The following is a 25,596-nucleotide window of genomic DNA, read 5'->3' on the forward strand; positions in this document are numbered from 1 at the left end:
TTACCCTAAAGATAAAGTGATTAATAAATTATGGTTGATAAGATATCAAAATCTATTTAAAAAGACTATAAAGTTTACATCGGTAATTTCTGTTATTTTTCATTAGTTTAAATATAAAAAAATCTGCATCAAACTCGTGCTTGATGCAGATAATTTATTTATTGGCTATGAATAGAAAATTAATCACCTAATTGAACTGGCTCAACTTTCCAAATTCTCTCTGCGTACTCTTTAATCGTGCGGTCAGATGAGAAGAAGCCCATATTCACGATATTTTGAATGGTGCTTTCAATCCATTTGTCGCGTTGTTTGTATTTTTCATCTACGGCTTTTTGAGTTTCTACATAACTACGGAAATCAGCAAAAGCTTGATAATAATCGTGGTATTGCAAGCCTTGTAATAGTTGATGATAACGTTGAGGATCTTCTGGTGAGAATTTACCCTCAATAATTTGATCCACGACTGTGCGTAATTGAGCATCGTTTTGATAGTATTCAAATGATCGATACCCTTCTCGACGAAGTTGCTCAACTTGTTCCACAGTGTTACCGAAAATAAAGATGTTATCTTCACCCACGTTTTCCAAAATCTCCACGTTCGCACCGTCAAGTGTACCGAGTGTCAATGCACCATTTAAGGCAAACTTCATATTACTGGTGCCAGAAGCCTCTGTGCCTGCAAGTGAAATTTGCTCTGAAATATCCGCTGCTGGAATAATTAACTGGGCAAGGCTCACACTGTAATTTGGAATAAACACTACTTTTAAACGGCCTTTCAAACGCTCATCATTATTGATGACATTAGCAACATCATTAATTAAATGGATCGTTTGTTTCGCTGCATAATAAGCCGAAGCAGCTTTACCAGCTAAAATAAATACGCGCGGTTGCCAATCTTTTTCAGGATGAGCAAGCATTTCATTATAGCGAGCAATAATATGCAATACGTTCAACATTTGACGTTTATATTCGTGAATACGTTTGACTTGAACATCAAATAACGCATGTGGATCAAGTTCAACACCTAATTCAGATTTCACGTATTCCGCCAATTTCACTTTGTTCGCAAATTTAATATCCGCAATCGCTTCTTTAAATGCTTTTTCTTGCGTAAATGGTTTAAGTTTTTCGATTTGACTTAAATCACAACGCCATTCTGAACCAATGTATTTATCGAATAAGTCTGCTAACTGTGGATTCGCAACGGCTAACCAACGACGAGGGGTAATACCGTTTGTCACATTGGTAAAGCGTTCTGGGAAAATACGAGCGAAATCTGCAAAGGTTGAAGTCACCATTAAATCGGAATGAATTTCGGCAACTCCGTTAATTTTGTGTGAACCTACCACGGATAGCCATCCCATACGCACTTTACGTTGATAACCTTCTTCAATCAATGAAACACGACGAATAAAATCGTTATCCGTGGTGACGTAAGAACGAACATACTCTAAGAAATGATCATTGATTTCAAAAATCATCTGTAAATGACGTGGCAAGATTTTTGCCATCATTTCCACTGGCCAAGTTTCTAATGCTTCTGACATTAAAGTATGGCAGGTGTAAGAGAAAATATTACGCGTCATCTCCCAAGCTTTTTTCCATTCGAAACCTTCGTCGTCCACTAAAATTCGCATTAACTCAGGAATTGCTAAAGCTGGATGTGTGTCATTTAAATGAATTGCCACTTTATCAGCCAAGTTTTCAAGGCTATCATGGGTGCGTTTGTGACGGCGTAAAATATCTTGAAGTGATGCAGATACTAAGAAATACTCTTGACGTAAACGTAATTCGCGACCATTCCAAGTAGAATCATCAGGATAAAGTACGCGAGATAAGTTTTTATTTGCGGAGTGTTCTTCTAATGCTGCTAGGTGTTCACCACGGTTGAAGTCTGCAAGATTAAATACTTCACCTGCATGAGCAGACCATAAGCGTAATGTTGCTGCAGAATTGTTTTGATAACCCGGAATCATTTGGTCGTAAGCAAGCGCAGTCACTTTTTCGGTATCTTGCCAAATACATTTTTTGCCTTCGAAATGAATGTTTCCACCAAATTCTACGGTAAAGCGTTTAGATGGACGAATGAACTCCCAAGGTGCTCCTTTTTCAAGCCATGCATCTGGGCACTCAACTTGCTGACCATTTTCGATTTTTTGGCGGAACATACCATATTCATAACGAATCCCGTAGCCCATACCGGGTAAGCCTAAAGTGGCGATAGAGTCCATAAAGCAAGCAGCCAAACGACCTAAACCGCCATTACCCAAGCCAGGATCAACTTCTTTTTCCAACACTTCTTCTAAATCCACATTTAATTCAGACAAGGCTTCTTGTGCTAATCCATAAATACCTTCTGCAATCATGGCATTAGAAAGGGTACGTCCAATTAAGAATTCCATTGAAAGGTAGTAAACACGGCGGGAATCTTCCGCTCGAGTTTGACGCGCAGTGGTGATCCAACCCTCTGTTACTAAGTCACGCACAGCGTGGAGTGTTGCGTTAAGCCAATCGCGTTGGCTCGCTTCACGCGGTGATCGACCAATTAAAAAAATAAGCTTATAAACAATTGATTTTTTGATTGCCTCAACAGTCATTTGTGGGCGATTGTATAGGAATGGAGAATCAAAATTATCCATTATCATAAGTAAAACCTCGGTTTGAATGTTAAAAAATTATCTATAATAAAAGAGATGTTGATTTAAAAATTCACGCACATTTCAAAAAATCAATCGAAATAGACCGCTCTTTGTATCCGAGAACCTTTATACCTCTAATAAATTCGTTCAAATTTTATGCTTATCTTGTCGAAAAACAAGCACAATCACAGAGCTTGCAACAATAATCTACAAACAGACTATTGCTCTTAACGTTTATAAATAAAACTACAAACGTTCATAAAGTGCACGATATTGTTCTGCTGCTTTACGCCAGCTGAAATCTTGCGCCATCGCATTCGCTCGTAATGCTGACCACACTCTCGTTTTTTGCCAAATATCAAACGCTTGCTGAATGCTTCTGCGTAAATCTTCAGCGGTAGCTTGCTCAAAAACAAAACCAGTTGCCGTGCGATCTTTAATATTTTCAGGAGTGCTATCCACCACCGTATCGGCTAAACCACCCGTTTTACGAACAAGAGGCAGGGTGCCATATTGCAAACCATAAAGTTGTGTTAAGCCACAAGGCTCAAAACGGCTTGGCACTAAAATCACATCACCACCGGCCACTAATAAATGTGACAGTGTTTCATCATAACCAATTTTGACTGCAACATGTTGTGGATAACGTTCAGCAAGCTCACGAATACCTTGTTCAAAGTGCGGTGCGCCAGACCCTAAAATCATCAACTGGCCACCTTGTTTTACAATTTCATCCGCACTTTCAATCAATAAATCCACGCCTTTTTGTTCGGTTAAGCGGGTTACCATCACAAATGCCAATGCATTTTCATCTTGCGGTAAATTAAAATAAGCTTGCAGTTCAGCTTTATTCTGTTTTTTACCTGCCATATGTTTCAATTTGTAACGATGCTTAATATATTGATCGGCATTTGGATGCCAAATATTTTCATCTACACCATTAAGAATCCCTACTAAACGCCCTTGAGATTTTAAGCCAGAAAGTAAACCTTCCAATCCATAGGCAAATTCAGGTGTTGTAATCTCTTTGGCATACGTCGGGCTCACTGCAGTGCTGGCATCGGAGTAAAATAAGCCTGCTTTTAAATAGGAAATCTGTCCAAATAGCTCTAAACCATCAACATTAAACATGCCTGCAGGCAAGCCAATTTCAAATAAATGCTGATAATGAAATTGTCCTTGATACGCTAAATTGTGGATCGTAAATACGGATTTTGCTGGGCGACCTTTATTAAATAAGTAAGCGGCACATAAACCTGCATGCCAATCATGAGCATGAACCACATCTGCACGCCACCAGCTATCTAAACCAGTAGATAATTCAGCGCCAACCCAACCAAGTAAGGCAAAACGTTTATAGTTATCACCATAATCATTATAGTAACAATCGTGATATGGATTCCCCTCACGCGCATATAAATGTGGTGCATCGATTAAATAAACACCTACACCATTATATTCGCCATAACGCAACACAACGTGTCCCGCAAAATTATCAAATTCAGCAACAACTTGTGTATTAGAAATACCTGCAGAAATCGCTGGATAAGCAGGCAATAAAATGCGTGCATCAAGTCCTATTTGATTTTGGGCTTGTGGCAAAGCTCCTAAAACATCGGCTAAACCGCCTGTTTTAAGGAGCGGATAAAATTCAGAGCAAACGTGTAAAACTTTCATTTAATTTTTATTTTCCCTATAAAACATAAATAATGCTCGATCAATTTCCCTCTTTAGAAAAGAGGGGGTTATAAAGTGCGGTCAAAATTAACCGCACTTTTCATCATCAATCTAAATGCTCTTCAGATACGACTTCTTCCCCTTCTAATTTTTTCAGCATTTTCGGGGTAACTAAAATCACTTTACCGGTTGAACTGATACGGAAACGTTTTTTATCTTCTTCTATATTCACACCAATTTCCATGCCATCTGGAATGATACATTCACGGTCGAGAATACAGTTTTTCAATATACAATTCTTACCGATTTTAACTTGTGGCAATACCACGCAATGATCCACTTTTGAGAAAGCATCAATTTTAACGCGATCGAATAGCACGGAATTACTGATAGAGGCATCAGTAATCACACAACCACCGCCAATTAAAGAATTATCGACTGGATGAACATTTGAATTTTTGTAGAAGAATTTTGACGGATAAGCTTGAATTGGATTACCGCGAATTGGCCAACTTTGATCATAAATATCAAGCTGTGGATTTTCAGAGACTAAGTCAATATTAGATTGCCAAAAGCTATCTAATGTACCCACATCACGCCAATAAATTTCACCTTCAGTATTACGTCCCATGCAAGAACGGCTGAAAGGATGCGCATAAAGGGTTTCTTCTGCTAAACATTTTGGTAATACATCTTTACCAAAATCGTGGCTAGTTTGTGGTGTATTGACCTCTCTCTCCAACATTTTATAAAGATAATCCGCATCAAATACATAAATCCCCATTGATGCTAGTGAAATATCGGGTTTACCTACCATTGAAGGCGGATCTTTTGGTTTTTCAACAAAGGCTTTGACTTTTAAATTTTCGTTTACTGCCATGACACCAAATTCATGTGCTTCAGAGCGTGGTACTTCAATACAGCCCACCGTACATTTTGCACCGCTATTCACATGGTCCATCAACATGACGCTATAGTCTTGTTTGTAAATATGGTCACCCGCCAAGATCAAAACATATTTAGGGCGATAGTGATCACGAATAATCGCCATATTTTGATAAACAGCATCCGCAGTACCACGATACCAAGTTGAATCATCAATTTGTTGGCGTGCGGGAAGCATATCAACAAACTCCCCTTTTTCTTGTGGTAAGAAAGACCAACCTGTTTGCAAATGACGAAGTAAAGAATGTGCTGCGTATTGAGTCACTACCCCAATTCGGTTCAAACCAGAGTTAATACAATTAGAAAGTGCAAAGTCAATAATACGGCGGTTACCACCAAAATAAAGAGCGGGTTTTGCGCGTTTATCCGTAAGTTCATGCAAGCGTGAACCACGTCCACCCGCAAGAATAAGCACCAAAGTATTTTTAACTAAATCATATTTGTTAAGGTCGCCAGCTTTCATAAGGATCTCCATAGTCTTATAGTTATTCGTCACTCAGCATACAAAAGCCCATTGAGCTAAGCTCTGCTTGTTGTGCATCGAGGGTTAAATTATGTGTGCCGATTTGAGGTTTCCATTTTCCATCGGATAAATGAAAAACCTGCCCTTCGGCTTTGGCATTAATCAATAAAAGACAATGCTTATCTAAAACTACTTGTAATGCTTTGGTTTGTTGATTTTGCCAATTGTCAACTGTCATCTGGTTACCGTGAATGTTAAGCCATTGCACATTGTCACCTGACCACCATTGATTCCGGTTTAAACTACCAATTTGCTTACGCGCTGCAATCGTTTGCTTGGTAAGTTCAAATAATTCCTTGTTAAAATTTGCCCATTTCAGCCAAGTAATTTCGTTATCTTGGCAATAGGCATTATTGTTACCATATTGAGTGTTGCCGAACTCATCACCCGCCAAAAGCATAGGTGTGCCATTCGCCAGCAATAAACTCATTAATAATCCGCTTTGTGCAAAAGTGCGGTTATTTTCCACCGCACTTTTTTGCGGCTCAGAAAGGGATTCAGTAGAACCTTCTACCCCATGGTTATAACTGTAATTTTCGTTGCGACCATCACGATTTTCTTCGCCATTCGCTTCGTTATGTTTTTGGTTATAACTCACCAAATCTTGCATGACGAAACCATCATGAGCAGTAATAAAATTAAGCGTTGTGTGTGGCAAGCGATCATTTTTCTTAAATAAATCGCTAGAACCCGCAAAGCGTTCTGCAAATGCGCCAATTTCACCACTTTTCCATAACCAAAAACGGCAAAGATCATCACGAAAACGATCATTCCATTCTGCAAAATAATTTGGGAAATTTCCGACTTGATAACCGTAATGTCCTATATCCCAAGGCTCTACAATCAATTTAATATTTTGTAAACTTGGCTCATTTCTTATGTCAGTAAAAAGTTGAGCTTGTGGATTAAAATCGGGTGTATCACGCCCGAGCACGGAGGCTAAATCAAATCGAAAACCATCAACATGACAGTGTTCAACCCAATAACGTAAACAATCTACGACCCATTTTCGCCCAACATCAGAGGATAAATTGAGCATATTGCCGCAGCCTGTCCAATTGATATAACGCCCTTGATCGTTGCGCCAATAGTAAGTTTGATCATCAATGCCACGCTGGCAGAATGTTGGGTAAGTTTGCTCTGATTCTGCGGAATGGTTAAATACCACATCTAAAATAACTTCAATGCCCTCTTTATGAAACGCCTTCACCATCGCTTTAAATTCAGCTAATGGATTATTTGTTGCCGCATATTTAGGTTCCACCGCAAACATGGCTAAGGGATTGTATCCCCAATAATTTTGTAAGCCTCGTGCCTGTAAGTGCGGTTCATTTATATAAAAATTTACAGGCAGCAATTCCACTGCTGTCACGCCTAATTCTTTTAAATAAGCTAAATTGATAGGATGACTTAAGCCCGCATAGGTGCCCCGTAATTCAGCGGGAATCTTGTCGTTAAGTTGACTAAAACCTTTAACGTGCAATTCATATACAATGGTTTCCGCCCAAGGCGTATTGGGTGCAGTATCATTTTCCCAATCAAAATCTTCAGAAATAATCACCGCTCTTGGCGCAATATGAGCATTATCGCGATGATCATTCATTAAAAACCAAGAACGACTTTCTTCGCTACTTAAATCAGGTTTACCATTCACGGCTTTCGCATAGGGATCGAGCATTAACTTATTCGGATTGGCATATTCACCATTAATGCGGAATCCATATTCTGTCCCAACCTCAACGCCTGCTACAGCTAAATGCCATACATTATTTGTGCGAACCATAGGAAAGCGCGTTTCCTTATCCCCATCAAACAGGCAAAGTTCCACACCACTCGCTGCAGCAGAGAACAGTGCAAAATTAGTCACCTTCACGCCATTCTCGGTAAATATTGAATAGCCCATTGGCGCTGGTTTGCCGTTGTTATAAATCGTAAACATATCTTACAAATTGTATTTCAAATAAACTGTCGCCAATGGTGGAATAGAAATCGAAATAGAATTTTCTCGTCCATGGCTTTCAATTTCTTCACTTGTTACATAGCCGAAATTGCCCACGTTAGAGCCTTGATAATACATAGAATCAGTATTCAGAATTTCTTCATAAGTGCCTGCAACATTTACCCCAATACGGTAATTATGGCGAAGCACAGGAGTGAAGTTGCTGATGACGATAATACGCTCACCATTTGAGCTGCGACGTTCAAAAGCAAATACAGAATTTGCCGCATCATCAACGACAAGCCAATCAAAGCCTTCAGGTGAATAATCCAGTTCAAAGAGCGGTAAGTTTTCTCGGTAAATATGATTCAAGTCTTTTACTAATTTCAATATGCCTTTATGCCAGCCACCACCGATATTTTCATCAAGTAAGAACCAGTCCAAACTTTCTTCGTAATTCCACTCACGACCTTGAGCAAATTCATTACCCATAAAGAGCAATTTTTTACCCGGATGGCCCCACATATAGCCGTAGTAAGCACGTAAGTTCGCAAATTTTTGCCATGCGTCTCCTGGCATTTTATCGAGAAGTGAATATTTGCCATGCACCACTTCATCATGGGAAAGCGGTAGCACAAAATTTTCGCTGTATTGATACATCATCCCAAAAGTCATTTTATTGTGATGATATTGGCGGTAAATTGGGTCAAGCTGCATATAGGCGAGCGTATCGTTCATCCAGCCCATATTCCATTTAAAATTAAAGCCCAAGCCACCGTTTTCACTCGGATGAGTCACACCAACAAAAGAGGTCGATTCTTCCGCAATAGAAATCGCACCCGCAATTTCGCTGTGGATTTTCCAGTTGGTATGTTTTAAAAATTCAATGGCTTCTAAGTTTTCACGTCCACCATATTGATTTGGAATCCACTCCCCTTCCGCACGGCTGTAATCTCGGTAAATCATCGAAGCCACGGCATCCACACGAATACCATCTACACCAAAACGTTCAAGCCAATACAGCGCATTACTGGATAAGAAATTTTTGACCTCATTACGTCCATAGTTATAAATTAAGGTATTCCAGTCTTGATGATAGCCTTCGCGAGGGTCTTCATGCTCATACAAAGCCGTGCCATCAAACGCGACTAAACCATGCGTATCACTTGGGAAATGACCAGGCACCCAATCTAAAATCACATTAATTCCTGCTTCATGTGCACGTTTTACTAAACGACGGAATGCCTCAGGTGAACCAAAGCGACTGGTTGGCGAATAAAGCCCAAGTGGTTGATAACCCCAAGAACCATCAAATGGAAATTCAGAAAGCGGTAAAAATTCTATATGGGTGAAGCCCATATCTTTTACATAAGGAATCAATTCATCAGCAATTTGATCGTAATCTAGCCAAAAATTATTTTCTAAATTACGACGCCAAGATCCTAAATGTACTTCATAAATGGAAATCGGTTGATTCGCTTGATTTGCTTGACGGCGTTGTTCCGTCATTTCGACAACATTTGGTAATGCACTCACTTGCGATGCAGTATCAGGGCGAAGTTGCGAACTAAAGGCAAATGGATCGGCTTTCAAACGAAGATTGCCATGGCAATCAATTAATTCAAACTTATAGAGCTGTCCTAAACTGGCTTTTGGTAAAAAGAGCTCCCACACACCACTTTTTAGATGAAAACGCATAGGATGACGGCGACCATCCCAATAATTGAAATCACCCACAATAGAAACTCGTCTTGCATTAGGTGCCCACAAGCGGAAATTCACCCCGCTCACACCATCACATTCCATAAAATGCGCACCAAGTATTTCATATGGGCGAAGCATAGAACCTTCAGAAAGTAGCCATTGTTCTAAATCATCAATCATAGGATGAAAACGATAAGGATCTTCGACTATTTGCGATTCATTGCCCCAAAAAACTTGTAATTGATAAGCAAAAAAATGACGACAAGTTGGAATAACACCAACAAAAAAACCACGCTCATCGACACAATCCAGTTCCGTTATTTCTTTACCACTTTCACGCTCAATTACCACCACTCGATTGGCATCTGGCAATAACGTACGAATTTCAATTCCTTGCTCGGTTTCGTGCATACCAAGCGTAGCAAAAGGATCGCCATTGCTCGCATCAAAAAAACCATCAATAATTGCTTGGGTTACTGCGGTTGTCATATTTACTCCTTATACATTTCGCCCTTGGTTAATTTGCACAAAGAACGTTTTTAAAGCTTCATTACTAAAAATAAACTCTAACGGTTGAGAAAGTTTCTTACACCAGTTTGGGTATTCATTTGAGGTGCCCGGCAAATTAAAACTGATTTCTTGGCTAAGTAAATTTTCTAATTGCACACCAATCAATCGGCTGTTACTTTCCGCTAAATAATGATGGATCATTAGGTTTAAATGATCGTGCATCGCCATAGAAAGCGCATCGCCTTCATAATGCGGCGGTAAATAATTATCACGATGTAAACTATTTAATAAGGCTTGTTTATCCATGACGCGTTGATCATATTTTTGCTTGAGCACTTCCCCATTCAGAATACCGAGTTGATTAAATAATTCTAAATCACGGCAATGCCAAAAACTTTGTAATGAGGGAACATCATGCGTGCCAATAGTGGCATAAGCATTTCGAGGATAATCAGATATACGAGGAAATTCGCCATTTCGTTGGGCGAAATACAATACAAAATAAGAGAAAATTTGAAACTCGTTTAATTTCCACCGCACTTCATCAGGCACAGTGCCGAGATCTTCACCGATAATCAAACATTCATTGCGTACACTTTCAATGGCAAGAATCGCCATTAATTCATCAAAAGGATAATGCACATAAGCACCGTCAGCCGCGTTTTTTCCTTCTGGAATCCACCACAAACGGAATAAGCCCATAACATGATCGATGCGTAGCACACCGAAATATTGCATATTGGCACGTAGCATATCGATAAATGGTGCAAAGCCACGTGCTTTTAGCACCGTTGGATTATAAGGTGGCAAATTCCAATTTTGCCCGACAGGGCCTAACGGATCGGGTGGCGCGCCAATAGAGGCATTTACACAATATAAATCAGGATCGCTCCATACATCAGCACTGCCACGAGAACTATTCACAGCTAAATCGCCATAAATACCCAACTTCATACCAGACTGTTTACAAAGATTTTGTAATGCGGAAAGTTGTTCTTCCGTGAGCCATTGTAACCAAGCAAAAAATTGGATTTGCTCATGGTGTGTTTTTAATAGTGCTTTTCTTTTTGCCGCACTTAAATGTTGCCATTCCTTACGCCAGCCAAGCCAACCGATGGTATTTTCTTCTGCTTGATGATCAGCGTGTTCTTGTAAATCTAATACATTAAATAAGCCCTGTAACAACAAAGGTTCACCTTTATTTTTTAGATAATCGGCAAAGATTTTTCGGCGTGTCACAATTTCAGCGGATTGACTACGTTGAAAGAAATCAAACAGGGACTCAAGTGCGGTTAATTTTAAAGCCAATATTGAAGAATAATCGACGCAATCACTTTCACGTAAAGCAGCAATTTTTGCTTGAATATCCTCACGCTTAAACCAATTTTGAACTGAACGGCAACGCTTAAATTCTGGTAACGCTGGAATCGCTAAATATAAAAAATTCAACCAACGACGAGAGGAGGAACTATAAGGGCTAGACCAGTTTGGCACAGCAGGATATGGCAAATGTAATGGATTAATTCCTACATAATCTGCGCCTAATTTTGCACTTTGTTCGATCAAATAAGCTAAATCACCAAAATCGCCAATGCCCCAGTTTTGTTCTGAGCGTAAACTGTAAAGTTGCACATTCACGCCCCACACTTTTTTATTTTTTAATACGGGTGGTTGAAAAGCTGTTTTAGGGGAAATAAGTAAACGAACGCGGTACTGTTCAGTATAGGAAAAAATAGATAATTGATAATAGCCAAAAGGAAGTGGAGGTAAGGAAAGTGCGGATAAATTTGAAAATGTTTTTTCTAGCAGAATTGCATTAGATTCATTAATTAGCTGATAACGATATTCATCGGTAGGCGACAAATCTAGACGATTGAGTCGATAATCAATCGGTTCATTTTCAAATGCAGCGAGTACATCGTCAAACTGTCCTTTCTCTTTTGGCGGAGGTTGCAAAAGCTCAACAAAAGTTGAAACCGTCTTTTCATCTGCGAAAATAAGATGTCCATCAATATCATAATGAGAAAGGGCGATACCGCATTTTTCTGCTTTTTGTTTGAGAGAATCCGAGATTTGCATAGACACCACATGACAACTGTATAACTCTTGTTAGGGATTATAACCAAGCTGAAAGTGATGACAATCGGCTTTATTTAAAAGTGTGATCTTCGTCAATAATAAATTCAAACCAATCAATCACATTGCGTTCATGCACACCATTTTTGATTAAAACATCAGCATTTTTCAAGGAATCTGAATGACCAGAAATGAGTGGATGCCATTCAGGGAGTGTTTTTCCTTCATAAAGCAAACGATAGGCACAAGTATCAGGCAACCAATGAAAATCAGGTAAATTCTTTTTGGTGAGTTTGGTGCAGTCGGTTTCAATTTTAAAACGCTCTGAATAATTACCGCACTTTCCAGTTTCCACATCTAAAAGGTTGCAAGCAATTCGGGTGTAATAAAGTTTTTGGCGTTTTCCTCGTCCTTGAATATATTTGCGATAACAGCATTTACCACAGCCATCACATAACGCTTCCCATTCTGATTCGGTCATTTCAAGCAGGGATTTTGTTTGCCAAAAATTAGGTTCAAGTTGCATAGTTGATACAAATAAAAAGTGCGGTCAAAATCGCATTTATTTTGACCGCACTTGGTTGATTAAAATTAGAAGCCTTCTTTTAAGCTTACTGTTAAGTTAAATACCAAATGTTCAGAACGGCTATCTTTACTATCTGCACAGAAATAACCTTCACGTTCAAATTGATAACCTTTCTCTGCTTCTGCTTTAGCCAAGCTTTGTTCAACAAAACCATGTTTTACCACGAGTGAATGTGGATTTAACACGCTTTCAATATCATCTTCAGCACCTGGATTTGGCACGGTAAATAAGCGATCATACAAACGGAATTCAGCTGGATGATTATGTGCAGCAGAAACCCAGTGAATGACACCTTTCACTTTACGGCCATCCGCTGGATTTTTACCTAAAGTTTCAGGATCGTAAGTACAGAAGATCGTGGTGATTTCACCATTTGCATCTTTCTCTACACGTTCAGCTTTAATCACATAAGCATTACGTAAACGCACTTCTTTACCCAATACTAAGCGTTTATATTGTTTGTTTGCTTCTTCACGGAAATCTGCGCGATCAATATAAAGCTCTTTCGTAAACGGTAATTGACGCTCCCCTAATTCAGGACGATTAGGGTGATTTGGTGCCGTTAAGGTTTCTTCCCCTTCAAAGTTTTCAATCACAACACGAACAGGATCAATCACCGCCATTGCGCGTGGTGCATTTTCGTTTAAATCTTCACGAATGCAGGCTTCAAGTGCAGAATACTCTACGACGTTATCTTGTTTAGTCACACCAATACGACGGCAGAATTCACGTAATGAAGCTGGGGTATAACCGCGACGACGTAAACCAGAAATCGTTGGCATACGCGGATCATTCCAACCATCTACGATTTCATCATTGACTAATTTCAATAATTTACGTTTAGACGTTAACGTGCCTTCTAAATTTAAACGTGAGAATTCATATTGATGCGGTAATGGGCGTTCAATACTGATATTTTCTAACACCCAGTCATATAAACGACGGTTATCTTGGAATTCTAATGTACAGATTGAGTGTGTAATACGCTCGATTGCATCAGAAATACAGTGGGTGAAATCGTACATTGGATAAATGCACCATTTATCACCTGTTTGGTGATGGCTAGCGAATTTAATACGATAAATTACTGGATCACGCATGACCATAAATGGCGATGCCATATCAATTTTTGCACGTAAACTTGCTTTACCCTCTGCAAACTCACCGTTCTTCATTTTTTCAAATAAAGCTAAGTTTTCTTCAATAGTGCGGTCACGATATGGGCTGTTTTTACCAGGCTCGGTTAAGGTACCACGATATTCACGCATTTCTTCTGGAGAAAGCTCATCCACATAGGCCAAACCTTTTTTGATTAATTCAATCGCATAGCCATAAAGCGCATCGAAGTAATCAGATGCATAACGCGGTTCACCTTCCCATTTGAAACCTAACCATTCCACGTCAGCTTTGATGGAATCCACATATTCCACATCTTCTTTCACCGGATTGGTGTCATCAAAACGTAGGTTACATAAACCTTGATATTCTTTGGCTAAGCCAAAGTTTAAACAAATAGATTTCGCATGACCAATATGTAAATAGCCGTTCGGCTCAGGCGGAAAACGGGTATGCACACTTTTGTGTTTACCCGAAGCTAAATCTTCATCAATAATTTGGGTAATAAAATTGTGAGTGCGAGTATTTTCTGCACTTTCTAGAATTTCTGTATTGCTCATAACTTTCTCATAAATAGAAAAAATAATTTTGCCATTCTATACGAAAAGCAAGGCTTTGTGAATTTGATCGCCAAACTAACCGCACTTTATACTTAATAACTTATGACTTTTTCAGCATTTTGTGTTTAACAGCAAGATTTTTCGTGCAAAAAATAGAATAAATCATTACAATGCCGCCTTTCATGAACAATCGTTCAGTGGATTGTTTTATAATTGGGTTCGCAAGGGAATAATTTTGTAAAACACAAAAGTGCGGTTAAAATCATCCGCACTTTCCACTCATTTTCGTAAGAAGGAAAACTCAATGTTTAAAATGAAAAATATCACGCTTACTTTGTTGATGTCTGGTGCATTAGTGGGATGTGCCAATATTGGCGATTCTTATCAAGCTAGCCTTGAAGATTACAAGCAATATGAAGAAATTACCAAGCAATATAATGTAAAAGAAAATTGGTGGTCATTATATAACGATACACAATTAAATCGCCTCGTAGAACAAGCTTTAATAAACAATAAAGATTTAGCTAAAGCAGCCGTGGCGGTAAACCGTGCGCTTTATAGTGCAAATTTAGTGGGCGCAAATTTAGTACCTGCATTTAATGGTTCAACTTCATCTGCGGCACAACGTCGAGTTGATACAAGTGCAAACTCTGCTATTTCACACAAAGGTTCTCTAAATGTGAGCTATACATTGGATCTTTGGCAACGTTTAGCCAATGCAGCTGATGCTGCGGAATGGTCGCACAAAGCAACCGCAGAAGACATGGAATCGGCTCGTTTATCATTAATCAATTCTGTGGTTACGACTTATTATCAAATTGCTTATTTAAATGATGCAATTAGCACAACCAACGAAACGATCAAATATTACACTGACATTGGTAATATTATGCAAACGCGTTTAGCACAAGGTGTGGCTGATGCGGTCAGCGTAGATCAAGCGCAACAAGCAGTATTAACGGCGCGTAATAACAAATTAAATTTTGAAACCCAACGCAAAACGGCTGAACAAACCTTACGCAACCTGCTGAACTTAAAACCAAACGATGCGTTAAATATCACTTTCCCACACATTATGAATGTGAAAACTGCTGGCGTAAATTTGAATGTTCCTGTATCTGTGATTGCAAATCGTCCTGATGTAAAAGCAGCACAATTCCGTTTAAGTAGTGCATTCAAAAATGCCAAAGCAACTCAAAAAAGTTGGTTCCCAGAGGTTAATTTAGGTGGAAGTCTATCTTCAACAGCAAGTACTGTTGGCACTGCGTTACACAATCCTGTGGCTGCTGGCACAGTGGGAATTAGCTTGCCATTCTTAAATTGGAACACCGTAAAATGGAACGTTAAAATTTCTGAAGCTGACTATGAAACCGCGCGTTTAAATTACGAACAACGTATTACCACCGCTCTCAATAATGTGGATACCAACTACTTTGCATTTACCCAAGCGCAAAGCACATTAAGTAATTTACAGCAAACCCATAGTTACAATCAGCGTATCACACAATATTATCGAAATCGCTATAATGCAGGCGTGTCCGAATTGCGCGAATGGTTAGTTGCAGCCAATACTGAAAAATCATCACAACTTGCAATTTTGAATGCAAAATATCAAGTGTTGCAAAGTGAAAATGCGGTATATAGCTCAATGGCGGGATATTACTCTCGTTAATAAAACTAAACATAGGGCGTTTTTAAGCGCCCTTTTTAATATTACATTCCTCACTTAAGGTATAAACCTTACCAATAAATATTCCTAAAAATGAAAAAACAACTGACCTTTTATTTTATTCGTCACGGCCGCACTGTTTGGAATGAACAAGGATTAATGCAAGGCAGTGGGGATTCTCCATTAACAGAAGAAGGCATTAAAAGTGCGGTAAAAACTGGGCAAGCTTTACAAAATGTCGATTTTATTGCGGCCTATTCGAGCTGTTTACAACGCACCATTGACACGGCCAATTATATTATTGGAGATCGTGACATTCCCTTATTCCAACATCGTGGATTAAATGAACATTATTTTGGTAGTTGGGAAGGAACAAATGTGGAACTGATCCGACCTTTGCCCGAATTCCAACAAATGATTAATGATCCTGCAAACTATAAAGCTGAATCGAATGGTGGAGAAACTTATGAACAACTAGCCAAACGAGCTATCGCATCTTTACAAGATATTATTAAAGTTCATCAAGAAGGAAATATTTTAGTGGTATCGCATGGGCATACCTTGCGTCTATTAATTGCTTTACTCAATGGCGCAACTTGGCAAAATCACCGAGATAAAGACAAATCAGTATCTTTATTAAATACTGCCATTAGCATTATTCATTATGACAATGAAAAAGGCTTTAGCCTTGAAAAACTAAATGACACAACGCATTTACAGTAGATAAAAAAAAGCCCCTAAATCATTAGGGGCATCAAAAAGGAATTTATGAATAAAATCTCTAAAGTTTAGCTTTATCAAAGGAATCTCGATAAAACGGGGTCATTATATTGACTAATCTAAAGAATAGCAAGAGAAATCTTTACATTTCTTTACAAATCTTTACGTTTCTTTACAGATCTTTACATTTCAACATTTCGATAATTACTTGGACAGTCTTTTCCATGCCTTGTAAAGAAACTAACTCGTGTTTACTATGGAAATTATAGCCACCAGTAAAAATATTTGGGCATGCTAAACCTTTAGAGGCTAAAAATGCCCCATCTGTACCGCCTCGAATCGGCTTATGATTTGGTTTAACCCCTACCGCTTTCATTGCGCGATCAGCAAGTTCAATTGATTCAGGAACCTTTCTTACCACATCATACATATTTTGGTAGCTATCTTGAATTTCTAACTCAATAGGCTTTTTCAAACCTTTCTTAGCATTAAATTTTTCCACCTGACTTTGAATAAAGGCTTTTCTTTGTGCAAAATTCTGCTCATCAAAATCACGAATCAAATAAGTGAGCTCTACTTGCTCAATATCGCCAGAAAAATCTTCTAAATGATAAAAGCCCGCTTTCCCATCTGTTTTTTCTGGTACTTCATCAACAGGAAAAACTTGCTGAAATTCACAAGCTAAAGTCAGTGCATTCACCATTTTTCCCTTTGCATAACCAGGATGAATACTCCGCCCGAAAAACCGCACTTTTGCCGTTGCAGCATTAAAGTTTTCGTATTCTAATTCCCCTACTTCTCCCCCATCAATGGTATATACCCAATCACAGGAAAACTTTTCCATTGGGAAATAATGGATTCCCAAGCCAATTTCTTCATCCGGCGTAAAAGCAACGCGAATATTACAATGAGGAATATTCTCTTTTTGAAGAATGGAAAGTGCGGTCATAATTTCTGCAATTCCCGCTTTATTATCAGCCCCAAGCAAAGTGGTTCCATCGGCAACAATCAGAGTCTGCCCGACCAATTTTTGCATAAAAGAATAATAAACAGGACTAATAAACTCCTCGCCAATACCTAATGCAATATCTCCGCCACGATATTGCTCTATCACTTCAGGGCGTACATTTTTACCACTACATTGCGGAGATGTATCAAGATGCGCAATTAAACCAATGGTTTTCGTTAAGTTAGGATCATTAGCGGGTAAAAATGCTGTCACAACTGCATATTTACTTACTTCAACATCCTCTAAACCAAGTTGAATGAGATCTTTTTGCAACTGCATGGCTAACTTCATTTGCCCGACTGAGCTGGGGGAATGCTTAGCATTAGGTTTTGATTGGGTGTCAAAAGACACATAATGTAAAAATCGTTCTAAAAGTTCTGTTTTATCTATTTGAGAAATCATATTCTCACTCCTTTTAAAAATATCTTTTTTAGTTTAACGAGAAAAATAGAAAACATCTTGATATATAACAATATTTATAAAATTAACGAAGTAAAATTCATCTAAAGTGCGGTTAAATTTCTTGTTATTTTTATGAACGGCAGTTTTTTTACTTTCTAAGGTATTAAGTCCTTTTAATTATTAACAATTCACTATATCATAGGCGTCTATTTTTATATGTCGCCCCTGCAGTCTTGCAGGTTTTATTTCTACTCAGTACCAAATCATTGGTGAAATTAGGGAGAAAACCAAAGCTAGTGGAAAATCAGCTTCAAAACAAGCCTATTATTGAGCTTCGTTCAATCAAAAAATCCTATGGTTCTAACACCATTATTAACGATTTCAATCTTACAATTAATAACGGTGAATTTGTCACTATTCTCGGCCCTTCAGGCTGTGGTAAGACCACAGTTTTGCGCTTACTTGCAGGCTTAGAAGAATTGGATTCAGGTAGCATTATTTTAGATGGTGAAGATATCACCAATGTCCCTGCGGAAAAACGTCATATTAATACGGTTTTCCAAAGCTATGCGCTATTTCCACATATGACAATTTTTGAGAACGTGGCTTTTGGTTTGCGTATGCAAAAAGTACCAAGCGACGAAATTAAACCGCGTGTTTTAGAAGCCTTGCGTATGGTACAGCTAGAAGAAATGGCAGATCGTAAGCCAACCCAACTTTCTGGCGGACAGCAACAACGTATTGCCATCGCTCGCGCCGTAGTAAATAAACCAAAAGTGTTGTTACTTGATGAGTCTTTATCCGCATTGGATTACAAATTGCGTAAACAAATGCAAAATGAACTCAAAATGTTACAACGTCAGCTTGGCATTACCTTTATTTTCGTCACCCACGATCAAGAAGAAGCAATTACAATGTCTGATCGTATCGTGTTGTTGCGTAAAGGTAAAATCGCACAAGATGGTTCTCCACGTGAAATCTATGAAGATCCAGCGAACTTATTCGTTGCTCGTTTCATTGGTGAAATTAACGTATTTGAAGCCACTGTGATTGAACGCAAATCAGAACAAGTTGTACTGGCAAATGTTGAAGGTCGTATTTGTGATATTTATACGGATATGCCTGTGGAAAAAGATCAAAAACTTCAAGTACTACTTCGCCCTGAAGATATTGTGATTGAAGAATTAGATGAAAATGAACATTCTAAAGCAATTATCGGCCACATTGTTGACCGCACTTACAAAGGCATGACATTAGAATCGACGGTAGAATTTGATCATAATGGCATGCGTGTACTTGTAAGTGAATTCTTTAACGAAGACGACCCACATATGGATCATAGCGTAGGTCAACGCGTAGGCATCACATGGCATGAAGGCTGGGAGGTTGTTCTCAACGATGAAGATAATCAATAATAAATTCCAGAAAATTACTGTTGCGATTATCTTCAGTTGGCTCATCTTCTTTGTGTTGATTCCAAACTTATTGGTATTCGCCGTAAGTTTTCTGACTAGAGACGGTAGCGACTTTTACGCTTTCCCAATCACCATTGAAAACTACACAAACTTGTTTAATCCGCTTTATGCACAAGTTGTGTGGAATTCATTGTATATGTCGGGCATAGCTACCATTATTTGCTTATTAGTTGGCTATCCATTTGCTTTCATGATGAGCAAAATTAATCCTAAATATCGACCGCTCTTATTATTCCTTGTAGTTTTACCATTCTGGACAAACTCATTGATCCGTATTTATGGAATGAAAGTGTTTCTTGGTGTGAAAGGTGTGCTTAATACCATGTTGATGGATATGGGAATTTTGAGTGAACCAATTCGTATTTTAAATACAGAAATTGCGGTAATCATTGGCTTGGTTTATTTACTATTACCATTTATGATTTTGCCGCTCTACTCTGCGATTGAAAAATTAGATAATCGCTTATTAGAGGCTGCAAGAGATTTAGGCGCAAATGCATTCCAACGTTTCTTCCGTGTCATTTTACCATTAACCATGCCAGGCATTATCGCGGGGTGTTTATTAGTATTATTACCAGCAATGGGTATGTTCTACGTAGCAGACTTACTTGGCGGAGCAAAAGTATTGCTAGTTGGTAACGTAATTAAGAGCGAATTCTTAATTTCCCGTAACTGGCCATTTGGTTCTGCAATCAGTATTGGTTTAACTGTTCTAATGGCATTGTTGATTTTCGTGTACTACCGAGCGAACAAACTATTGAATAAGAAAGTGGAGTTAGAATAATGAGTCGTTTACTACGTAATGCATTTATGTTTGTGGTATACGCTTATTTGTATATCCCAATTATTATTTTGGTCACCAATTCCTTTAACGAAGATCGTTATGGTTTAAGTTGGAAAGGTTTTAGCTGGAACTGGTACGAGCGTTTATTTAATAATGACACTTTAATACAAGCTGCAATTCATTCGGTAACTATTGCATTTTTTGCGGCAACACTGGCTACTATTGTAGGTGGATTAACTGCAATCGCACTTTACCGCTATCGATTCCGCGGTAAACAAGCGGTAAGCGGCATGTTATTTATCGTCATGATGTCACCAGATATTGTAATGGCAGTATCTTTGCTTGCATTATTTATGGTTGTGGGTATTTCATTAGGTTTCTGGTCTTTATTACTGGCCCATGTGACCTTCTGTTTACCGTATGTGACCGTAACTATCTTCTCTCGCTTAAATGGCTTTGATTCTAGAATGTTAGAAGCGGCGAAAGACTTAGGTGCAAGCGAAGTGACTATTTTACGTAAAATTATCCTTCCTTTAGCATTACCTGCTGTTGTATCAGGTTGGTTATTAAGTTTCACTATTTCATTAGATGATGTTGTGGTTTCATCATTCGTCAGTGGTGTAAGTTATGAAATCTTACCATTGAGAATATTCTCTTTAGTGAAAACCGGTGTAACACCTGAAGTTAATGCTTTAGCAACGATTATGATTGTGCTTTCGTTAGCTCTTGTGATTTTGAGTCAGCTTATTACACGAAAAAATAACCATTAATAAACAAAAGGTTTCACAAACCTTTGAATTTAAAATAGAATACGCCTTGACGCACAATCAAGGCGTTTTTTTATGCCTGTCATTCGGCAGGTGGTTTTTTTACGACTCTTTACGGAGAACAAACAAAAATGAAAAAATTCGCAGGTTTAATTACTGCAGGCTTAGTAGCTGCAACTTTAACTGCTTGTAATGATAAAGATAGCAAAGCTGAAGCTGCAAAATCTCCGGCTACTGCCAATGACACCGTGTACCTCTACACATGGACTGAATACGTACCAGATGGCCTTTTAGATGACTTTACCAAAGAAACTGGCATCAAAGTTATCGTTTCAAGCCTAGAATCAAATGAAACGATGTATGCAAAACTCAAAACTCAAGGTGCTGCTGGTGGCTATGATGTGATTGCACCATCTAACTACTTTGTTTCTAAGATGGCTAGAGAAGGCATGTTAATGGAGCTCGATCACAGTAAATTACCTGTTATTAAAGAATTAGACCCTGATTGGCTTGATAAACCTTATGATAAAGGTAACAAATACTCTCTCCCACAATTATTAGGTGCACCAGGTATTGCATTCAATACCAACACTTATAAAGGCGCTCAATTCACTTCTTGGGCTGACTTGTGGAAACCTGAATTTGCAAACAAAGTTCAGTTATTAGACGATGCACGCGAAGTATTTAACATCGCTTTATTGAAAATTGGTCAAGATCCAAATACTCAAGATCCTGCCATTATCAAACAAGCCTATGAAGAATTATTAAAACTACGTCCAAACGTACTTTCTTTCAATTCCGATAACCCTGCGAACTCTTTCATCTCGGGTGAAGTTGAAGTCGGTCAATTATGGAATGGTTCTGTACGTATTGCTAAAAAAGAAAAAGCACCTTTAGACATGGTATTCCCGAAAGAAGGCCCGGTACTTTGGGTTGATACTCTAGCAATTCCTAAAACTGCTAAAAACCCAGATGGTGCACATAAACTTATTAACTATATGTTAGGTGCTAAAGCTGCAGAAAAATTAACCTTAGCAATTGGCTATCCAACAGCTAACTTAGAAGCGAAGAAAGCATTACCAAAAGAAATCACTGAAGATCCAGCGATTTATCCACCGGCTGATGTATTAAAAAATAGCCACTGGCAAGATGACGTTGGCGATGCAATTCAATTCTATGAGCAATATTATCAAGAATTAAAAGCAGCTAAATAATTCTAATAAATACAAGTGCGGTTAAAACCGCACTTATACTTAAATCATCTAAATCCGTCTAACCTGCCAAAATGCCTTAGACCAATAAGGGTTATGCATTGAAGAATAGACAACTCCCCCTCTGGTGGAAGCATGAAGGAATTTATCTTCTTTTACATAAATCCCCACATGATAACCATTAGGGCCTCGGCCAGTTTTAAAGAAAATTAAATCACCCGTTTGAATATCTTCTTTGCGTACATGTTTACCATAATTGGCTTGTTCAGTTGTACTTCTTGGCAAACGAAGATTAAAACGATCGAAGAAAGTTTTCTGCACAAAACCGGAACAATCTACGCCACGACGTGAAACACCACCGAGCACATAAGGTGTACCCGCCCATTCATGTTGTTGTTCGCTCAACATGGCTATGGCCATAATAGGATCACCGATTTGACCTTTATAGTTCATCGCATAATCATCGTTTTGAAAGCTGGAACAAGCGAATAAAAACAGCGAGGCAGTAGCGATTAAAAATGATTTATATACTTTCATACCTTTTCATATGAAAAGTGCGGTAGAAATTCACCGCACTTTTTGTTGCTTACTATTTAGTTTTTTCTACACGAGCACGTAACTTTTGCCCTGGTTTAAATGTTACCACTCGGCGAGCAGAAACTGCCACTACATCTCCAGTTTTAGGATTACGTCCTGGACGTGAAGCTTTATTACGTAATTCAAAGTTACCAAACCCTGATAATTTTACATCATGACCAGATTCAAGTGATACCCGGACTTCCTCAAAAAAGTTTTCTACAACTTTTTTTGCTTCATTTTTAGGTAACTGATATTTTTCAATTAAATTCTCAGTAATATCAATTTTAGTTATCGTAGCCATATTAATCCCTTAATTCAGCATTAAAGCGTTGTTTTACCTCCGCTAATACTGCTGAAATCACTGCATTAATTTCTTCATCTTCAAGTGTTTTTTCATTATCTTGGACAGTCAAGCTAATGGCTAAACTCTTATAGCCTTCAGCGACGCCCACACCTTGATATACATCGAACAAGTTCACTTGCACCAATTTTTCGCCGCCTGCTTGTTTACATGCTGCGATTAATTCCCCTGCTGGTACGCTATCCGCGACGACTAAAGCTAAATCACGACGGTTTGCTGGGAATTTAGAAATTTCTTTTGCTTGCACCACATTACGTGCCGCAATTGCATTCCAAAGAATTTCAAATACAAAAGTTTTGCCATTTAAGCCAAGTTTTTGACTAATAGATGGATGAATTGCACCAATAAAACCAATTTCTTGACCATCTAATTCAATAACAGCTGATTGGCCAGGGTGTAATGCATCAAATTGTTTTGCAACAAAACGAACTCTATTACCACCTTCTGTTAAAGAAAGTACTGATTCTAAATCACCTTTAAGATCAAAGAAATCAACAGACTCTGCTTTGCCTGCCCAATGTTCAGATTTTGCCGTTCCAGTAATCACCGCACTTAAAACAAATTCTTGACGCACGCCAAATTCAGCATTGGCATCTGGTACAAAACGTAATCCTGTTTCAAATAAACGAACACGAGATTGTTGGCGATTTTGGTTATAAAGCACCGCACCTAATAAACCACTCATTAAAGACACGCGCATTGCTGACATTTCCACAGAAATTGGGTTTGGCAATACAAGTGCTTCTTGATGTGGATGTAATAAACTTTGAATTTTTGGATCTACAAAGCTATAAGTAATGGCTTCTTGGTAATCAGCATCCACAAGTGCAGTCTTAATTCGAGCTAAATCTAAATCAGATTCTTTATGCTCACGCATGCGGAGATGCGCTAATGGCGCATTGTTTGGAATGCTGTTATAACCATAAATACGCGCCACTTCCTCAATTAAATCTTCTTCGATTTCAATATCAAAACGCCAGCTTGCAGAAGTTACCGTCCAAATATCATTTGCATAAGTAACATCGAAACCAAGACGATGGAAAATTTCTGTTACGCTTTCTGTTTCAATATGATGACCTAAAAGTGCATCTAATTTACTACGGCGAAGTTGAACGGTATTGACTTTAGGAAGATGAGCTTCACTGCTTGCTTCACAAATCTCACCCGCTTCACCACCACAGATTTCAAGCAATAATGCGGTTGCGCGTTCCATTGCTTTACGTGCTAATTCAAAATCCACACCACGTTCAAAACGGTGTGATGCATCCGTATGTAAACCATATTGTCTTGCACGGCCAGCAATAGCTAATGGAGCGAAAAATGCGGATTCTAAAATCACATCTTTCGTTTCGCTATTCACGCCACTGGCTGCACCACCAAAGATTCCTGCCATTGCTAAAGGACCATTTTGGTCGGCAATTAATAAAGTATTTGATTGAAGTTTTGCTGTTGAGCCATCTAATAATACTAATTCTTCACCTTCTTTTGCGAATCGAACTTGAACAGGTTGCGCAACTTTAGCCGCATCAAACGCATGCATTGGCTGACCAAGCTCAAGCAAAATATAGTTAGTAATATCAACAATAGGATCAATAGAACGAATACCACAACGGCGCAATTTTTCTTGCATCCACATTGGCGATTCAGCCTTCACATTAACGTTTTTCACCGCACGCAATAAATAACGCGGGCAGGCTTCTGGTGCTTGTAAATCAATTTGAACTTTATCAGAAATTGTTGCGGGAACCGCTTCAAAGTGCGGTTGATTTACTGGCTGTTTATTTACCACACCAATTTCACGCGCAATACCCGCAATGCTCAAACAATCCGCACGATTTGGCGTTAAGCTAATTTCGATGGCATTATCGTTTAAACCTAAATATTCACGTAAATCTGTACCGATTGGTGCATCAACTGGCAGCTCAATAATACCGTCTGCTTCAACATCAATACCTAATTCAGAAAATGAACAAAGCATTCCTTCTGATGGTTGACCGCGTAATTTCGTTTTCTTAATTTTGAAATCGCCCGGTAATACCGCACCTTCTGTTGCACAAGCGACTTTTAAGCCTTGACGACAATTTGGTGCGCCACACACGATATCCAATAAACGATCACCACCTACGTTCACTTTAGTTACACGTAATTTATCTGCATCTGGATGTTGTGCACATTCCACTACTTCACCAACAACGACACCATTAAATTTACCCGCAACGGTTTCCACGCCATCTACTTCTAAGCCAAGCATGGTAATTTGCTCGCATAATTGCTCGGTGGACACCGCAGGGTTCACCCATTCTCTTACCCACTGTTCACTAAATTTCATTTGTTGTTATCCTTT

18 protein-coding genes are annotated in these 25,596 nt (G+C 38.7%); 6 read left to right on the forward strand and 12 right to left on the reverse strand.

All coding sequences use genetic code 11. The annotated features are described in order from the left end of the window. Nucleotides 1–179: 179 nt before the first annotated feature. The 8 genes from LIX50_RS03125 to glnS all read right to left on the reverse strand — a co-directional run bounded on the left by LIX50_RS03125 (nt 180) and on the right by glnS (nt 14,275). Nucleotides 180–2,645, reverse strand: a complete 2,466-nt coding sequence (locus LIX50_RS03125) for a glycogen/starch/alpha-glucan phosphorylase (protein WP_048953680.1) — start codon at nt 2,643–2,645, stop codon at nt 180–182. A 240-nt stretch (nt 2,646–2,885) separates the two neighbouring features. Then, entirely contained in the window at nt 2,886–4,316 is a 1,431-nt protein-coding gene (gene glgA / locus LIX50_RS03130) for a glycogen synthase GlgA (protein WP_048953678.1), read from the reverse strand. A gap of 106 nt (nt 4,317–4,422) precedes the next feature. After that, nucleotides 4,423–5,724, reverse strand: a complete 1,302-nt coding sequence (gene glgC, locus LIX50_RS03135; protein WP_226385871.1) for a glucose-1-phosphate adenylyltransferase — start codon at nt 5,722–5,724, stop codon at nt 4,423–4,425. A 22-nt stretch (nt 5,725–5,746) separates the two neighbouring features. Next, nucleotides 5,747–7,723, reverse strand: coding sequence for a glycogen debranching protein GlgX (glgX, locus tag LIX50_RS03140; RefSeq protein ID WP_048953674.1), 1,977 nt, complete (start codon nt 7,721–7,723; stop codon nt 5,747–5,749). Between the two features lie 3 nt (nt 7,724–7,726). After that, nucleotides 7,727–9,916 carry a 1,4-alpha-glucan branching protein GlgB gene (glgB, locus tag LIX50_RS03145; protein WP_048953673.1) on the reverse strand — a complete coding sequence of 730 codons (2,190 nt, stop codon included), beginning with the start codon at nt 9,914–9,916 and terminating at the stop codon, nt 7,727–7,729. Nucleotides 9,917–9,925: 9 nt separating this feature from the next. Next, nucleotides 9,926–12,016: a 4-alpha-glucanotransferase gene (gene malQ / locus LIX50_RS03150; RefSeq protein WP_226385872.1), complete on the reverse strand. Its 2,091-nt coding sequence runs from the start codon at nt 12,014–12,016 to the stop codon at nt 9,926–9,928. Nucleotides 12,017–12,086: 70 nt separating this feature from the next. Then, the gene (locus tag LIX50_RS03155) at nt 12,087–12,539 is read right to left on the reverse strand and encodes a YcgN family cysteine cluster protein (RefSeq protein ID WP_005638619.1); all 453 of its coding nucleotides are present in this window, start codon (nt 12,537–12,539) and stop codon (nt 12,087–12,089) included. 65 nt (nt 12,540–12,604) lie between these two features. Continuing rightward, entirely contained in the window at nt 12,605–14,275 is a 1,671-nt protein-coding gene (gene glnS / locus LIX50_RS03160; protein ID WP_048953669.1) for a glutamine--tRNA ligase, read from the reverse strand. A gap of 304 nt (nt 14,276–14,579) precedes the next feature. Between glnS and tdeA the strand changes: the two genes are divergently transcribed. Both tdeA and LIX50_RS03170 read left to right on the forward strand, forming a co-directional pair. Further along, the gene (gene tdeA, locus LIX50_RS03165) at nt 14,580–15,947 is read left to right on the forward strand and encodes a toxin/drug exporter TdeA (RefSeq protein ID WP_226385873.1); all 1,368 of its coding nucleotides are present in this window, start codon (nt 14,580–14,582) and stop codon (nt 15,945–15,947) included. Between the two features lie 90 nt (nt 15,948–16,037). Then, nucleotides 16,038–16,667: a histidine phosphatase family protein gene (locus tag LIX50_RS03170; protein ID WP_226385874.1), complete on the forward strand. Its 630-nt coding sequence runs from the start codon at nt 16,038–16,040 to the stop codon at nt 16,665–16,667. A gap of 169 nt (nt 16,668–16,836) precedes the next feature. Here LIX50_RS03170 and pepT read toward each other — a convergent pair whose 3' ends face one another. Next, nucleotides 16,837–18,075: a peptidase T gene (gene pepT / locus LIX50_RS03175; RefSeq protein ID WP_226385875.1), complete on the reverse strand. Its 1,239-nt coding sequence runs from the start codon at nt 18,073–18,075 to the stop codon at nt 16,837–16,839. Between the two features lie 296 nt (nt 18,076–18,371). On the opposite strand from pepT, the gene potA reads away from it, so the two are divergent. The 4 genes from potA (at nt 18,372) to LIX50_RS03195 (ending at nt 22,315) form a co-directional block, all read left to right on the forward strand. After that, a complete protein-coding gene (gene potA, locus LIX50_RS03180; protein WP_048953662.1) occupies nt 18,372–19,490 on the forward strand; it encodes a spermidine/putrescine ABC transporter ATP-binding protein PotA in 1,119 nt (372 codons plus the stop codon). After that, nucleotides 19,474–20,334 carry a spermidine/putrescine ABC transporter permease PotB gene (gene potB, locus LIX50_RS03185; protein WP_226385876.1) on the forward strand — a complete coding sequence of 287 codons (861 nt, stop codon included), beginning with the start codon at nt 19,474–19,476 and terminating at the stop codon, nt 20,332–20,334. The genes potA and potB overlap by 17 nt, the downstream gene beginning before the upstream one ends. Then, nucleotides 20,334–21,104 (forward strand): spermidine/putrescine ABC transporter permease PotC, encoded by a 771-nt coding sequence (gene potC / locus LIX50_RS03190; protein WP_118782321.1) that lies wholly within the window; start codon nt 20,334–20,336, stop codon nt 21,102–21,104. Before potB ends, potC begins: the two co-directional genes overlap by 1 nt. A 128-nt stretch (nt 21,105–21,232) precedes the next feature. Further along, nucleotides 21,233–22,315, forward strand: coding sequence for an extracellular solute-binding protein (locus LIX50_RS03195; RefSeq protein WP_140583511.1), 1,083 nt, complete (start codon nt 21,233–21,235; stop codon nt 22,313–22,315). 48 nt (nt 22,316–22,363) lie between these two features. Here the strand turns inward: LIX50_RS03195 and LIX50_RS03200 are convergent, their stop codons facing one another. From LIX50_RS03200 to pheT, 3 genes are read right to left on the reverse strand one after another with little or no spacing between them, the layout of a single operon-like run. Then, entirely contained in the window at nt 22,364–22,849 is a 486-nt protein-coding gene (locus LIX50_RS03200) for an NlpC/P60 family protein (RefSeq protein ID WP_048953656.1), read from the reverse strand. 52 nt (nt 22,850–22,901) lie between these two features. Further along, nucleotides 22,902–23,192: an integration host factor subunit alpha gene (locus LIX50_RS03205; RefSeq protein ID WP_048953654.1), complete on the reverse strand. Its 291-nt coding sequence runs from the start codon at nt 23,190–23,192 to the stop codon at nt 22,902–22,904. Nucleotide 23,193: 1 nt separating this feature from the next. Further along, nucleotides 23,194–25,581 (reverse strand): phenylalanine--tRNA ligase subunit beta, encoded by a 2,388-nt coding sequence (gene pheT, locus LIX50_RS03210; protein ID WP_065264964.1) that lies wholly within the window; start codon nt 25,579–25,581, stop codon nt 23,194–23,196. Nucleotides 25,582–25,596 lie beyond the last annotated feature (15 nt).

It is taken from the genome of Haemophilus sp. Marseille-P9675, assembly GCF_916862695.1.
GTDB classification, from domain to species: Bacteria; Pseudomonadota; Gammaproteobacteria; order Enterobacterales; family Pasteurellaceae; genus Haemophilus; species Haemophilus haemolyticus_K.